We start from the raw sequence: 15,010 nt of genomic DNA on the forward strand, positions 1-15,010 counted from the left end.
GTCACTCCCCCGGCGCTTCCGGGGCCAGCCCGCCCGAAATCACCGCGCGACGGGTCGGCGCGACGGGCGCCTCATCCGCAGCCGCGTCCCCGCAGGCCGGTTCGGCCGCCGCAAGCTCGGCCTCGCGGGTGCTGCGGATATCGGCGGCACGGTCGGTCTCCTCGCGGTTCTCGGCCTTGAACAGCTCGACCGTCACCGCACGGGCGACATCGACGGCCTGAAGCTGGCTGGCAAAATCCGTCATCGGCGAGAACAAAGAACAGGCCTTGTAGCCGCCCACCATGGGCCGGACATTATGAATGAATTCGTAGCTGCCGGAGGGGAAGTCCAGCACCTCCTTTGCCCCGGGCGTCAGCTCAGACCAGTCCTCGCCCTCGGCGGGCAGGAGGAACAGGTTCATGAACCAGGGCGCCACCAGCACCCCCAGCGGGCGCCCCCTGTAAAGCGCGAACCCGACCGCCTCGACATGCAGCGAGCCGTTGACCAGCGGCACGTCGCGCATCTTGCCATGCCAGATCTCGCGGAACTCGGCCTCGAGCGCGGCGACGCGCCCGGCCAGCCAGGCGGCCCGATCCGCGGCGCCGGGATCGTCCCGGACCATGAACTGCGCCGCCGGCGCGTCGCAGGTCGGGCAGGTCCAGTCCCCGGGCAGCGCGGCAAAGGGGGTCCCGGGCAGGATCTGGCGGAACTCGTCACCCAAGGCCGGGTCGTAGACCGTCCAGCAGATCTTGCATTCCATCACCGCGGCCGGGCTGATCCGGTCGGCACGGCCGCCATAGCTGCCCTCGAAACCTCCGAAACCCGCGCTCACCGGATCGCCTCCAGCACTTCGCGGAGGCGCGCGGCACTGTCCGTCAGATCCTCGGAGGCCGCCAGCACCACCTCGGGCATGTCGGTCACCTCGAAGGTGTCGAGGATCAGGCTGTCCATCGAGTTGAAGAACTGCACCCGCCAGACATTCGGCGTGGCGGTGGCCGAGACCCGGCAATTGCCATAGCCGCGCGACAGGATCGTGACCGCCCCCGTGCCCAGCGCCGCGTCGAGCCAGAGCAGATCGCCCTCGGTATGCGGCAGCAGCGTGAGATTGACCACATGCGGCGACGCGCCCTTGCGCCAGGCCTGCGCGTGATCGAGAAGCTCGACCAGAAGCGCCGGGGCATTGACGACATCGGGCCCCTTCGGCGCGTTCTGCCCCAGCGCCGCGGCTTCGGGCGCGGCAATGAGGCGGGCACAGGCGGGCACCGCACCGACCTCGATCCGGTCGACGCCCGCGCCCATCACCCGCCAGACCCCGGCAAAGACGCTTTCCTGCGCCGCGACCGGGGAGATGCCGCCAATGCGAACCGAGACCTCGCCCTGGCCCAGCGTCTCGGTCAGCAGGCGACGGGCCTCCGGCGGCAGGCCGGTCAGCTCGAACGCTTCGCCCTCGCCCGTCGCGGCGGCGCGGTCGCAGGCGACGGCGAGCTGCGCAAGCAGGGCCAGCGCGGGGCCCGCCGCATCGGCATCGGAGATCTCGGGCAGATGCGGGGCATAGGTCCGCATGCCAGAAGGCATCTGCATGTAGCCCAGGTCGTCGTCGGCGGGTTGCGAACCCGGGCCGAAGCCGGTCGGGGGCAGGTGGAAATTCGAAACCATGCGGTCCTCCTCAGGCCTCGGTCAGCGACAGGATATGCGCGGTGCGGGTCAGGTAATCGTCCCAGTCGCGGATCTTCTGGATATCGCCCAGCAGCCGCCCCTCGCGGTAGAAGACGAACCCCGGCGTCTTCAGCGCCCGGGTCGCCTCGCGCAGCCCCGCCTCGATCGCATCATCGACGATGGCGCAGTCGAAGGCGTCCTGAAAGGCCTGTCGCAGCTCGGGCAGGATCACGGCCGCATCGGCGGTCTCGAGATTACGCACCGGATCGCCCGGCACGAACAGGCAATGGGCGCCCGGCGCGCCGGTGAAGGCCTCGAGCTCGGCCATCGAGGACAGCCGCGGCCAGCCGAGGTCGGTTTCGAGACGGGCGATCAGCGGGTGGGTCATGACGGTCATCCCTGGGCAGCGCCTGCCGCCAGCGCGGCCTGCAGATGGGAGGGAAGGGTCGGCTCGCGGGTCTCGAGATCGGCAAAGGCATCGCCCGCCGAACCGCCCGCCATCACCGCGCGCAGCCCTTCGAGCGCGGCAAGGATCTTCCGCGCCTCGTCGGGATCGAGCCGCTCGCGCGCGGCGCCGAGAAAGGTCAGCACCCAGTCGCCGGGCCGGATTTCAGGGGTCAGCGACACATCGATCAGCGTCCCGTCCTCGGTCCGCCCGAAAATGCCCTCGACCGCGCTCAGCCGCATCGGCTCGCCCACGCACATCAGCCGGCCCGCCCCGTGTCGTCCGCACCCGGAAAGAAGCGCTCGTCACCCGAGCGGCAGGCAAGCTCGGCCGCAGGGCGACCGGCCTCATAGGCATCGCGCCGGATCGAGGGATCGGCCAGATCGGCCGAGGCGGTGCGGCCCGGCCGTGCCGCGACACCCCAGCGGGCCAGCTCGGCCAGCGCCTCGGAAAGGGCCTCGGGCAGACGCGCGGCGACCGTCGGGGTCAGTCCGCCGCCGTAATCCTCCAGCTCGGCGGGCTGGCACCCGATCAGGGTCATCCGCGACGGCAGGCAGCCGACCAGCGCAGCCGTGGCCAGCACATCCTGAAAGCCGGTCTGGTGCAGGCTCATCTTCTTGGCGCCCATGAAGGCAGGCACATCGGCATCACGGACGACCTTGAGCGTGCCCGGCAGCAATCCGTAATCGACCGCATCGAAGATCAGGAGATCCTCGGCCTCCTCGAGGAAGGGCAGCAGATAAAGCCCCTGGGTGCCGCCATCGAGCAGCCGCACCCCGGCCTCGAAGGCATGGCTCTCGGCCAGCGCCTCGAGGCAGCGGGGTCCGAAGCCCTCATCCGCCCAGAGGACATTTCCGATCCCGAGGATCAGCGTGAGGCGGTCAGTCGCGGCTGGCATTGGGTCCTCCTTCGGCCGGCGCCGGCAGCGGGGCGGTTCTGCGCCCCGGCTCCGGCGAAAACAGGTTTCTCAAATGCGGCGGAAAGGCCCTGACGGGTCCGTGCCTCTCCGGTCCGTCGCGGGACAGGGCCCTGCCACCTGGCGCACCCGCCCGTCCTTTCCCCGAAGCCGCGGGCGCAGCAGCGCCCGCAGCCCCGGGATCTTGCGGCCCCTCACTCCACCCGGTTGTCCTTGAAGGTCCGCCAGCCGGAAATCATGGTGGTGATCATCGACTGACGCGACATGATATCTTCGCGGATCGCCGCATAGATGTGGAAGATCGCGAAGAGCGTGATCGCCCACATGCCCAGATGGTGCAGCGTGTGCAGCCGCTGGGAGTTCCCGACCAGCCCCAGCACCCAGCCGAACATGCCGTCGAAGAACGAGCCCTGCCCCGCCCCTTCGGCATACAGCGCGAAGCCGGTGACGATCATGAAGGTCATGCCCAGCGTGATGAAGGTGAACATCGCGAAATGGGCCAGCGGGTTGTGGCCGATATACTTCTTCGGCTCTTTCTCGAGAAAGGCATACCAGCGCGCCTCGAAGATCATCTCCTTCCACCAGCGCTTGCGCCAGACCGGGATGTAGAACAGCTGGCGCGCATGCCGGTTGCCGACGAAGGCGAAGTAGATCCGGCCCAGGAAGGCGACCGTCAGGATCATGCCGGCGGCGAAATGGGCAAAGCGGATATAGCCGAAGACGAACTGGTTCGTGGCCTCGGAAATCTCCATCGTCGGCGGCGGCGAGCCGATCAGGTAGCCCGTCACGATCAGAACGGTGATCGCCAGCGCGTTGACCCAGTGCCAGATCCTGACCGGCATCTCGTAGACATAGATGGCGGTGCGCAGTTGCAGGCTCTCGATATCCTCGGGACGGGCGCCGCCTGTCAGCCGCGCGGCCTCCAGCGGGGTCGGCGCCTCGGGGTTCGGGATATGGATCGGAATGTCGGTCCTGTCCTTGGTGCTCATGGCCGGTCCCTCACCCTGCCAGAAGCCAGGCGCCCGAGGCGACCAGCGTGCCGCCCGCCGCACCGCGCAGCATCCGGGCCGCACGCAGATCGGACAGGCCGCGGGCAAGCGCGATGCCAATCAGGTGCAGGGCCGCGGTCGACAGCAGGAAACCAGCCAGATAGGCCAGCGCCGCCCCGCTCGCCTCGGAGGCATGGGCATGGCCGTGGCAGATGCCGAAAAGCGCGATCGCCGCAAGGGCGCCACCCGTGAGCCAGCGCGGCTGGTCCTGACGGGCAAGAAGCGCGAGCAGGCCGAACACCGCGACCGAGGCCGCGATCATGCCCTCGACACCCGGCAGCGGCATCCCCGCCCAGGACAGGGCGGCCCCCGCGATCATCGCCCCCATGAAGGCAGCCGCCCCGGCCCAGACCCGACGTCGCAGCGCAAGGCCGGACCAGAGCCCCACCGCCAGCATCGCCAGCAGATGGTCGGCCCCGGTCACGGGATGCAGCATCCCGTGCATCAGCCCCGAGGCGGCCCCCTGCCCGGTATGGGCCAGCGCGGGCCCGGCCAGGGCGGCCAGGGCCCCGGCAAGCAGATATTTCCTCATCTTCGTCTCCTCCCTCAGCGAACCTTGACCCGGGTCAGTTCCTGCCCGTCCGGCGCCATCACATGGGTCGAGCAGGCCAGGCACGGATCGAAGCTGTGCAGCGTGCGCAGAATCTCGACCGGCTCGTCCGGACGCTCCATCCTGGTGTTCATCAGCGCGGCCTCGAAGGCGCCGATATTGCCGGCGGTGTCGCGCGGGCTGCCGTTCCAGGTGGTGGGCACGACGCATTGATAATTCTCGATCCGCCCGTCCTTGATCTTGATCCAGTGGCCCAGCGCGCCGCGCGGCGCCTCGGTCATGCCGACGCCCTTGGCCTCCTTCGGCCAGGTCTTCGGCTCCCATTTCTCGACATTGGCGGTCGCGGTATCGCCGTTGCGGCAGGTCGTGATCAGCTTGTCGAAGAAATGCTTCTGCAGCCGCGCGCAATAATCTGCCTCGAGCGCGCGGGCCGCGGTGCGCCCCAGCGTCGAGAACAGCGCATCGACCGGCAGATCCATCGTGCGCAGAAGCCCGTCGACCTGGCCCTTGATTTCCTCATGGCCCTGGGCATAGCCGACGACATAGCGCGCCAGCGGCCCCACCTCCATCGCATGGCCCTTCCAGCGCGGCGCCTTGATCCAGGAGTACTTGGCGGCCTCGTCGAGCTCCTGGATATTGGTCCTGGTCCCCTTGGCATTGGGCCCAAGCTCGAATTTCGGCTCGGTCACGCCATCCCAGGGATGCAGGCCCTTGCCGGGGGTGCCGTAGGTATACCAGGAATGGTCGACGAATTCCTGCACCTGCTCGGGGTCGCGCGGATCGACATCGAGCACCTCGTTCATGTTGCCGTTGACGATGGCCCCGCGCGGCAGGTGCAGCTGCTCGGCCGAGAAATCGTTGGGGTTCTCGGGAATGTCGCCATAGGCCAGCACCGCCTGCCGCGACAGCCCGCCGCCATAGAGCCAGTTCTTGTAGAAACCGCCGATGGCGACGACATCCGGGATATAGACGTTCTTCAAGAAGGTCATGCACTGGTCGATGATGGAGCTGACCATGTTCAGCCGCTCCATGTTGATCGCGCCGACCGCGCCGGTGCCGTCGATATTGATCGGACAGGGCACGCCGCCGACCAGCCAGTTCGGATGCGGGTTCTTGCCGCCGAAGATGGTGTGGATCTTCACCACCTCCTTCTGCAGGTCCAGCGCCTCGAGGTAATGGGTGGTGGCCATCAGATCGGCCTCGGGCGGCAGCAGATAGGCCGGATTGTCCCAATAGCCGTTCTTGAACAGCCCCAGCTGCCCGCTTTCGACGAATTTCTTCAGCCGGTTCTGCACGTCGCGGAAATAGCCCGGGGAAGACAGCGGGTGGCTGGGCGAGACCGCCTGCTGCAGCTCGGATGTGGCCTTCGGGTCGGCCCGCAATGCGTTCACGGGGTTCACCCAGTCCAGCGCATGCAGGTGGTAGAAATGGACGATATGGTCGTGGATCTGCAGGTTCAGCTGCATGATGTTGCGGATCGAGTTGGCATTCTGCGGGATCGAGATCCCCAGCGCGTCCTCGACCGCGCGGACGCTGGTCAGCGCATGCGTCCCGGTGCAGACGCCGCAGATGCGCTCGGTGAAGGCCCAGGCATCGCGCGGATCGCGGCCCTTGAGGATCACCTCGAGCCCGCGCCACATGGTCCCGGTCGAGACCGCGTTGCGGATGATGCCCTCGTCATCCACATTCACCTCGCAGCGCATGTGGCCCTCGATCCGGGTCACCGGGTCGACGACGATGCGGCGGCCGGTCGTGTCGAGGTCGAAGCCGTTCGGAGTGGCGACCATGGCTTACACCTCTTCTTTCTGGGTACTGTCCTGGGACTTCTTCTGGGCCCGCTTCAGGGCCGAGGCGGCGATATGGGCGGCGATGCCCGCGCCGACCGCGCCGGCTGCGGCAAAGCCGATCTGGTCGGCCGTGGCCTCGATCCCGAACTGCTTGATCGTGGTGAGCCGGTCGTAGAATGAGCCCTGGTCCCAGAACCCGTCCTCGGAACACCCGATGCAGCCATGGCCCGACTGGATCGGGAAGCTCACACCCTCGTTCCAGCGCACGGTGGAGCAGGCATTGTAGGTGGTCGGGCCCTTGCAGCCCATCTTGTAGAGGCAATAGCCCTTGCGCGCATATTCGTCGTCCCAGGTCTCGACGAACTGGCCCGCGTCGAAATGCGGGCGACGGTAGCACTTGTCGTGGATGCGCTGGGAATAGAACATCTTCGGCCGCCCCTGGCGGTCGAGATCGGGCATGCGGTCGAAGGTCAGCATGTAGGTGATGACGCCGGTCATGACCTCGGCGATGGGCGGGCAGCCCGGCACCTTGATGATCGGCTTGTCGGTGATGACCTTGTGCACCGGGGTCGCGCGGGTCGGGTTCGGCGCCGCCGCCTGCACGCAGCCATAGGAGGCACAGGCCCCCCAGGAGATGATCGCCTTGGCATGTTCGGCCGCGTGGCGCAGCTGCTCGACGAAGGGCTTGCCGCCGATGATGCAATACATCCCGTCTTCGTTCAGCGGCGGGTTCCCCTCGACCGCGAGGATGTAGTTGCCCTTGTATTTCTCGATCGTGTCTTCCAGCGCAGCCTCGGCCGCATGGCCCGCCGCCGCCATCAGCGTGTCGTCATAATCGAGCGAGATCATCGACAGCACGACATCCTTGGCCAGCGGATGGGCCGAGCGGATGAAGCTTTCCGAGCAGCAGGTGCATTCCAGGCCATGGACCCAGATCACGGGCGTTCTCGGCTTGGTTTCCATCGCATGGGCGATCTTCGGCACGAAGGCGGGCCCGAGGCCAAGCGCCGCCGCTGTCAGCGAACAGTATTTCATGAAGCTGCGCCGGGTGATCCCCTGGCGACGCATGACCTCGTAGAAGGTTTCGATTTCAGCCAAGTCGGTCCTCCCATCCCATGACCCCGGGCGCCGGCGGAAGCGGCGGCTCAGTATGCCAGTGCATGCGAGCAAATCTCCGCCTATCGGAGCAAGGTTTTCCTCAGCATCCTTAAAATCGAGATAATTTCTTTTTATTTCAGCTACTTAATAAGCTTAGCCCTATCCTCTGCCGAGGATTTAGCGAATAGTTTCTTTTCGATTTTTCAGAATTCCGGTCAAAAATCTTCCACCTGCGGCAATTCGCCGGCTGCGGCAATAACGGCCTGCCCCAGCGCCAACCCGCCGTCATTCGCCGGAGTTTCCCGATGGATCAGCACCTTGACCCCCTGCAAGGCCGCAAGCATCTCGGCCAGAAGCCGCGCGTTCTGGAAACAGCCTCCCGACAGGGCAACCGCCCTTGCGCGGCCGGTCTCGACCAGGGCGCGGGCAGGATCGGCGAAGGCGCGCGCAAGCCCGGCATGGAACCGGGCCGAAATGAGACAATGGGCCAGTCCGGCCTCGATATCGCCTGTCATGGCCCGGATCGCCGGAGCCGGATCGAGGCCGGCAAAGCGGTAGGGCCGGTCCGCCGGACAGCCCTCAGCCAGGGCCTCCAGCCGCATCGCGGCCTCGCCCTCATAGCTTTGCCGCCCGCTGCAAAGCCCGAGCGCCGCGGCGACCGCATCGAAGAGCCGGCCGGCCGAGGAGGACAAGGGCGCGTTCAGCCCCGCCCGCGCCGCCGCCCGCAGCGCGGCACGCGGCCGGTCGGCGAGCCACCGGTCGGCGTGTCCGGCCAGCCCCGCCGCATCGAGCCGGACCAGCAGATTGCGCCATGGCTCTCGCGCGGCGGCATCGCCCCCGACCAGCGGCACCGGTGCCAGATGCCCGACCCGCTCGACGCCGCGATACTCCCCCAGCAGGAGCTCTCCGCCCCAGACCGTCCCGTCGGGGCCGTAACCGGTGCCGTCCAGCACGATGCCAGCCACCGGCCCGCCCGCGCGCGGCCAGCCATTCTCGGCCAGGCAGGCCGCCAGATGGGCGTGGTGATGCTGGACCTCGATGACAGGCAGGCCAAGGCTCCGGGCATGCTGCGTCGTGCGATAGCCCGGATGGGCATCGCAGGCGACCAGCGCCGGACGGTGATCGAACAGCGCGCGGTAATCGGCGATGGCACGCGTGAAGGCGTCCCAGCTGTCCGCCGCGTCGAGATCGCCCAGATGATGCGACAGCAGCGCCTGCCCACCCTTCACGAGGCAGATCGCCGATTTCATCTGCCCGCCCAGCGCCAGCACCTGCGGCGCATGCTCGAACCCCTCGGGCAGCGGCATGGTTCCGGGCACCCGCCCCCGCGCCCGGCGCAGGACCATCGGCGGCTCGGCCCGCTCGACGCTGTCATCGAGCCTGCGGGCGATCTCGCGGTCATGCAGCAGCACGGCATCGGCAAGGCCGCCCAGCATCGCGCGGGCCTCGTCATTGTCCACCGCCTGCGGCGCCCCCGACAGATTGCCCGAGGTCATCACCAGAGGCCGCGCCACGGCCGCAAGCAGCAGGTGGTGCAGCGGCGTATAGGGCAGCATCACGCCCAACCGCGACATTCCCGGCGCGACCGCCCCGGGCAGGGCGCCGGTGCCGGTGCTGATGCCGGGCACAAGAACGATGGGGGCGGCCGGATCGCGCAGCCGCGCCAGATCGGCGGCCGACGGGCTGCAGACTGCCGCCAGATCGGCCTCGCGCAGCATCAGCGCGAAGGGCTTGGCCGGACGGCGCTTGGCGCGGCGCAGCCGGTCGAGCGTCGCCGGGTTGCCCGCATCGCAGGCCAGATGAAAGCCGCCGAGCCCCTTCACCGCAAGGATGCCCCCCTGCCGCAACAGGTCCGCCGCCAGAGCCACAGGATCGCCCGCGACAACCACGCCTGCCGTCCGTTCCAGCCAGAGCCGGGGGCCGCAATCGGGGCAGGCGATGGGCTGGGCATGAAAGCGGCGGTCGGCCGGGTCGTCGTATTCGGCGCGGCAGGACGCGCAGATCGGGAAGGCCGCCATTGTGGTCTGCGCCCGGTCGTAGGGCAGCCCGCGCAGGATGGTGAAACGCGGCCCGCAACGGGTGCAGTTGGTGAAGGCATAGCCCTGCCTGCGGCCACCGCCCGCGATCTCGGCCAGACAGTCCGGGCAGGTGGCGGCATCGGGGGTGACGCGGGTCTGGGCGCCCCCGCCCCGGCTGGCGGCGATGGCAAAGCCGTCGGGGAGGGCATCAAAGCAGCGATCCCGCGCCTCGATCGCGTCGATCCGCGACAGGCCCGGCGCCCGGGCGGATAACGCGGCCTGAAAGCCCACGAGATCGCCCCCAGCCGCGCGGATCAGCACTCCCTCGGCATCGTTGAAGACCTCGCCCACCAGGCCGAATTCCTGCGCCAGTTGCCAGACGAAGGGCCGGAAGCCAACGCCCTGCACCTGGCCGCGCACCCGGATCTCGCGGCCCGGCACCATCTCAATGCACCGTGCAGACCATGCAGGGATCGAAGCTGCGTACCACATGCTGGACGGCAAGCGGCGTCGTCTCGCCCTCCGCGACCGGCACCCCCTCAAGCGCGGCTTCCAGCGGGCCGGGCGTGCCCGAGGCATCGCGCGGGCTGAAATTCCAGGTCGTGGGCGCCACGATCTGATAAGAGGCGATCCGGCCGTTCTCGACCCGCAGCCAATGGCCCAGCGCGCCGCGCGCCGCCTCGACCAGCCCGACCCCCGAGCCCTCGCGGAGCCGGGGCGCAGGGGTCATGAACGTCGCCGCAGGATCGATCTTGCGCGCGAGTTCCTCCATGAAAATCTGCGTGCGCGCAAGATCGAGCAGCCGCCCGATGACGCGGGCCATCACCCCGCCCCCTGCCAGCGCCACCGCCAGCGGATGCCCGGCGACCACCTGCCGCGCGAGCGCGCCGGTCTCGTAGCCCAGCCCGTCGAGGCGCGGTGCCTTGCACCAGCTATAGGCAGCCTCGCGCATCTCTTCGTCGGGCAGGGTCTGCCCCTCGGATGGATGCACGGCCTCGCCCAGCATCCAGGCATGAGAGAGATCCTCGGTCATCCCCCTCAGATCGAGCGGCAGGGGCCCGTCCTTCCAGAGCCCCGGTGCAAAGCCATGCCCCCCGGCCAGCGGATAGGCCCCGAAGCTGAGATAGCGCCCCGAGCCCCGGCCCAGCGCGTCGAGATCGAGATCGGCGGCAATTTCCAGAAACAGGCCCGCATCGCCCCGGTCCCAGCCCATCAGACCCTCACGCGCGCCCAGCGCCACGAAATCCTCGAGCGGGGCCCCGAACAGCTCTGCCTCGAGATAGCGGCGAAAGGCGGCGAGGCTCGCCACGATCCGCACCTTGTCGCGCGGCCCCGGGGCGCGGGTGACGCCGCCGGGCTGGATCGCTAGAGTATGCGGCCATTTCCCTGCCATCAGCCCGAGAACATGCATGAGCTCGGCCCGCGCCGCGATGGCCGCCCGCGCCGCCGAGCCGCGTTCGGCGGTGAAGCGCGCGACGGCGCGCGCATGCCAGGACCGCCCGGCATAGGCGGGGCGGGCGAAATCGGGCATGAAGAACAGGTTGAAATGGACCAGATGGTCCGAGACATTCTCGATCGCGTGGATCAGAGCGGCCATCGCCGCGCCTGCGGGCGCGGGCTCATGTCCGCCCGCATCGGCCAGCGCCCGCGCCGCCGCCGCCGACTGGCTGATCGAACAGATGCCGCAGATCCGGGGCGTGATGGTCAGCGCGTCCGAGGCTGGACGGCCGGTCATCATCCGCTCGAAACCGCGATAGAGCGGGGCATTGACCCGGGCGCTGCGAACCCGTCCTTCGGCGATGTCGAGATGAACCTCGAGATCGCCCTCGACACGGTTGAAGGGGCCGACGATCAGGCGCGTTCCGGTCATCCGCGCGGCTTGCCCGGGCGCGGCAGCACCTCGATCCGGTCAGCGGTGGCATTCTTCGCCAGCCGCTCGGGCGTCGCGGCCTTCGACAGCGAGGCCAGCGCCATGAACCAGGCCTTGGGCATGTCGGCAGGCAAACCGACCGGGATCCCCGCGACCTTGGGGGTCTCGGTGAAGGCGTGGCGCGGTTCCTCGAATTCGGGCGCGGTGCAGGAGATGCAGGGATAGCCCGCACGGGTGCAGCTTCCCTGCCCGTTCCAGGGGCGGATGTTGCAATCGCCCACCGCCTGGGTGCCGACGCAGCCCAGATGTTCCATCATGCAGCCCATTTCGCAAAGCGCGGTGGCCGAGGCCTTGTATTCGTAGAACTCGTTCTTCGGGCAGCCGTGATGGACCAGGTGCTCGGCATAGAAGCGCGGCCGGGCCAGCGCGTCGAGATCGTCGGGCCCCATCGCGCCCGCGGCGAGCAGCATCAGCGTTTCGGTGACCCAGTCGGGATGCGTCGGGCAGCCCGCCACGTTGATCACCGGCAGTCCGGTCGGGTCGCGGAACCCGGCCGGAAGGATACCGCCCGGATGGGTGCCCTCATATTGCAGCCCGGCCGCATCCGAAGGGTTCCCGCCCGCGCTGGTGACGCCGCCGAAGGCCGCGCAGGACCCCACCGCCACCACGTGCCGCGCCTGCGGCACCAGCCGCCCGACCCAGTCGAGCATCGAGCGCCCCGTCCCCGACAGCATCTGGAACCGCCCGGTCCCCTTGGGCCCGCGGGCGATGGCGCCCTCGACGCAGAGCACATCGAGCGGGACATCCCCGGCGGCGGCAGCCTCGAGCAGCCCGCGCGCCTCGGCGCCGGTCGCCTCGGACAGCGACGGGTGCCACAGGAACCGGATACCCGCGCCCTCGAAAAGCTCGAACAGCGTCGGCGCCTCGGCACAGAGCAGCGACATGGTGCAACCGCCGCAACCGGCGGCCTGAAGCCAGAGCACGTTCATGCCCCCTCTCCGGCCAGCGGCAGGTCGAGCCGGAAGCAGGCCCCTCTCTCGGCCGCGCACAGCCGGAGCTGGCCACCATGCTCGGCCGCGATCTTGGCGCTGATCGCAAGGCCGAGCCCGGTTCCCTGCCCGACCTCTTTGGTCGTGAAGAACGGATCGAAGATCAGCGTTCTGACCGCATCGGGCACGCCGGGCCCGTCATCGCTGACCTTCATGACCGCCGCCTCGGCCTCGGCACCGAACCAGAGCTCCATCCGGCCGCCCGGCCCGGCGGCGTCCCGCGCGTTCTGCACCAGGTTCATCACCACCTGCTGGACATGGCCGGGCCGCCCCAGCGCCATCACCCTGTCCGCGCCCTCAAAGGCGATCTCGACATCGCCCCGCGAGCCGCGCATCACCCAGCTTGCCGCGACCCGCGCGGTTTCGACCAGATCGAAGGCCACCCGCTCGCCGGAGCCCTCGGAAGAGAGCCGGCGCAGATCCTCGACGATGTCGCGCACCCGCTCGGCCCCGTCCCGCGCGCCCGCGACCGCATCGCGCAGATTGCGGATCTCGCGGTCCAGACGCAGCTCCTCGCGCAGCCGCACCAGTTCGGCACGGTCCGCGCCCGCCTGCACCTGCTCGAAATAGGTCTCGAACTTGCCGGCATAGCGTTCCAGCGCATGGGCATTGGCATAGACGAAGCTGATCGGGTTGTTCAGCTCATGCGCGACGCCCGCCAGCAGCCGCCCCAGCGAGGCCAGCTTTTCGTTGCGCACCAGAAGCGCCTGCGCCGCCTTCAGCTCGTCATGGCTGGCGGCCAGCTCGGCATAGGCCTGACGCAGCTCGCCCAGCGGGCGGCCGGTCAGTACATGGCCGGTGACCCGGCCGCGCTCGTCCATCCGGGGCGACAGCGACAGTTCGAGCGGCGTCGCGCCATCGGCCGCGATCAGCCCGGCCTCGATCATCACCGGACAGCGGCCCTGCCCGGCCCGCGCCATCGCCGCCTCGAGCGCTGGGCGATCGGCTTCGGAAAACAGCTCGGTGACCTGGCGTCCGGCAAACGCCTCGCGCGGGGCCCCGGTGCGAAGCGCAGTCGAGACCGATACATCCTCGACCCGGCCGCCACGGGCCACCACGATCAGCACATCCGAAACCGAGGCGAGGATCGAGCCGAGAAACGAGCGCATCGTCTCGAGCTCGGCATTCTTGGCCTCGAGCTGTTCCTGATAATCGACGAGATCGACATAGGTCCGGTCGACCGCCGACAGCACATCGGCCCAGACCGCATCCGAGAATTCGCCCTCGCCGGAGACGAGGCCCCTGGTGATGTCCCGCGCCATCTGTCCTCCTTCGGCCGGAGGATAGCTTCCTCCTGCCGCGGCGCAAATCAATTCGCGTGGTGGCGGCGGCGCACGCCCGCCGGGCGTCCGGGCAGGTCGAGCCTCGCATCGGCCCGCGGCGTCTCGGACACCACCCTGCCCCTAGAGATCACCGCCAGCCGGGCGGGCCGCAGCCGGATCGCCTCGATCGCATCGCCCGCATCGAGGATCACCAGCGAGGCCTGGGCCCCTTCATGAAGCCCGTAGCCCTCGAGATGCAGGATCTTCGCACTTTCGGTCGTCACCATGTCGAAGCAGCGCCGCATCTCGGCGGGCGAGGTCATCTGCGCCACATGCAGCCCCATGAAGGCCACGTCCAGCATGTCGGCGGTGCCCAGGGGATACCACGGGTCGCGCACGCAGTCCTGACCCCAGCCGACGGTGATGCCATGGGCCTGCAGCTCCTTCACCCGGGTCAGGCCGCGCCGTTTCGGGAAGCTGTCATGGCGGCCCTGGATCACGATGTTGATCAGCGGGTTCGGCACAGCCGAAAGCCCGGCCTCGGCCATCAGCGGCAGAAGCTTCGAGACATAGTAATTGTCCATCGAATGCATCGAGGTCAGGTGGCTGCCATTGACCCGGCCCTGAAGCCCCAGCCTCCGGGCCTCATAGGCCAGCGTCTCGACATGGCGGCTGAGGGGATCGTCGGTCTCGTCGCAATGCAGGTCGACCAGAAGCCCGCGCTCGGCGGCGATCTCGCAGAGCTCGCGGACCGAGGCACGGCCGTCTTCCATCGTGCGCTCGAAATGCGGGATGCCGCCGACGACATCGACCCCCATGTCGAGCGCGCGCAGGGTGTTGGCCCGGGCGGTCGGATCGCGCAGGAAACCATCCTGCGGGAAGGCCACCAGTTGCAGATCGAGATAGGGTTTCACGACCTCGCGCACATGCAGCATCGCCTCGACGCCCTTGAGGCTGTCATCGCAGGTATCGACATGGCTGCGGATCGCCAGCAGCCCCTGACTTACCGCCCAGTCGCAATAGGCCAGCGCGCGCTCGACCATCTGATCGACGGTCGCGATCTCTTTCAGCTCGCCCCAGAGCGCGATGCCCTCCAGCAGCGTGCCCGAGGCGTTGATCCGGGGCGTGCCGTAGGACAGCGTCGCGTCCATGTGGAAATGCGGATCGACGAAGGGCGGGCAGACCAGATCGCCCGCCGCGTCGATCACCCGCCCGGCGGTCGAGCCCGACAGATCGCCGATGGCCGCGATCCGGCCCTTCGAAATCCCGATATCGCCGACCTCTCCGTCGGGCAGGTTTCCATCGGTGATCAGAAGGTCGAACTCGGCCAT

Annotated in this window: 14 protein-coding genes; all 14 read right to left on the reverse strand. The window is 68.6% G+C overall.

Annotated elements, in window-relative coordinates; all coding sequences use genetic code 11:
* Window position 1: 1 nt before the first annotated feature.
* The 14 genes from hybE to B5V46_RS14405 all read right to left on the reverse strand — a co-directional run bounded on the left by hybE (window position 2) and on the right by B5V46_RS14405 (window position 15,010).
* Window positions 2-739 (reverse strand): [NiFe]-hydrogenase assembly chaperone HybE, encoded by a 738-nt coding sequence (gene hybE / locus B5V46_RS14340; protein ID WP_080618073.1) that lies wholly within the window; start codon window positions 737-739, stop codon window positions 2-4.
* Between the two features lie 68 nt (window positions 740-807).
* Complete coding sequence (locus B5V46_RS14345) at window positions 808-1,635, reverse strand: hydrogenase expression/formation protein (RefSeq protein ID WP_080617234.1); 828 nt, start codon at window positions 1,633-1,635, stop codon at window positions 808-810.
* 10 nt (window positions 1,636-1,645) lie between these two features.
* A complete protein-coding gene (locus B5V46_RS14350) occupies window positions 1,646-2,023 on the reverse strand; it encodes a hydrogenase accessory protein (RefSeq protein WP_080618074.1) in 378 nt (125 codons plus the stop codon).
* 5 nt (window positions 2,024-2,028) lie between these two features.
* A complete protein-coding gene (locus B5V46_RS14355; protein WP_080617235.1) occupies window positions 2,029-2,340 on the reverse strand; it encodes a HypC/HybG/HupF family hydrogenase formation chaperone in 312 nt (103 codons plus the stop codon).
* Complete coding sequence (locus B5V46_RS14360) at window positions 2,340-2,978, reverse strand: HyaD/HybD family hydrogenase maturation endopeptidase (RefSeq protein WP_080617236.1); 639 nt, start codon at window positions 2,976-2,978, stop codon at window positions 2,340-2,342. Before B5V46_RS14360 ends, B5V46_RS14355 begins: the two co-directional genes overlap by 1 nt.
* A gap of 212 nt (window positions 2,979-3,190) precedes the next feature.
* Entirely contained in the window at window positions 3,191-3,985 is a 795-nt protein-coding gene (gene cybH, locus B5V46_RS14365; protein ID WP_080617237.1) for a Ni/Fe-hydrogenase, b-type cytochrome subunit, read from the reverse strand.
* 10 nt (window positions 3,986-3,995) lie between these two features.
* Window positions 3,996-4,577, reverse strand: coding sequence for a HupE/UreJ family protein (locus tag B5V46_RS14370; RefSeq protein WP_080617238.1), 582 nt, complete (start codon window positions 4,575-4,577; stop codon window positions 3,996-3,998).
* Between the two features lie 14 nt (window positions 4,578-4,591).
* A complete protein-coding gene (locus tag B5V46_RS14375; protein ID WP_080617239.1) occupies window positions 4,592-6,382 on the reverse strand; it encodes a nickel-dependent hydrogenase large subunit in 1,791 nt (596 codons plus the stop codon).
* 3 nt (window positions 6,383-6,385) lie between these two features.
* Window positions 6,386-7,480 carry a hydrogenase small subunit gene (locus B5V46_RS14380; RefSeq protein ID WP_080617240.1) on the reverse strand — a complete coding sequence of 365 codons (1,095 nt, stop codon included), beginning with the start codon at window positions 7,478-7,480 and terminating at the stop codon, window positions 6,386-6,388.
* 215 nt (window positions 7,481-7,695) lie between these two features.
* On the reverse strand, window positions 7,696-9,942 hold the full coding sequence (gene hypF, locus B5V46_RS14385) for a carbamoyltransferase HypF (protein ID WP_231119132.1): 2,247 nt from the start codon (window positions 9,940-9,942) through the stop codon (window positions 7,696-7,698).
* A 1-nt stretch (window position 9,943) separates the two neighbouring features.
* The gene (locus tag B5V46_RS14390) at window positions 9,944-11,368 is read right to left on the reverse strand and encodes a nickel-dependent hydrogenase large subunit (protein WP_080617241.1); all 1,425 of its coding nucleotides are present in this window, start codon (window positions 11,366-11,368) and stop codon (window positions 9,944-9,946) included.
* Entirely contained in the window at window positions 11,365-12,357 is a 993-nt protein-coding gene (locus tag B5V46_RS14395) for a HupU protein (RefSeq protein ID WP_080617242.1), read from the reverse strand. Before B5V46_RS14395 ends, B5V46_RS14390 begins: the two co-directional genes overlap by 4 nt.
* Window positions 12,354-13,679, reverse strand: coding sequence for a sensor histidine kinase (locus B5V46_RS14400; protein ID WP_080617243.1), 1,326 nt, complete (start codon window positions 13,677-13,679; stop codon window positions 12,354-12,356). The genes B5V46_RS14395 and B5V46_RS14400 overlap by 4 nt, the downstream gene beginning before the upstream one ends.
* 47 nt (window positions 13,680-13,726) lie before the next feature.
* Window positions 13,727-15,010 (reverse strand): amidohydrolase family protein, encoded by a 1,284-nt coding sequence (locus B5V46_RS14405; protein ID WP_080617244.1) that lies wholly within the window; start codon window positions 15,008-15,010, stop codon window positions 13,727-13,729.

Source organism: Rhodovulum sp. MB263 (genome assembly GCF_002073975.1).
Classification (GTDB): Bacteria; Pseudomonadota; Alphaproteobacteria; order Rhodobacterales; family Rhodobacteraceae; genus Rhodovulum.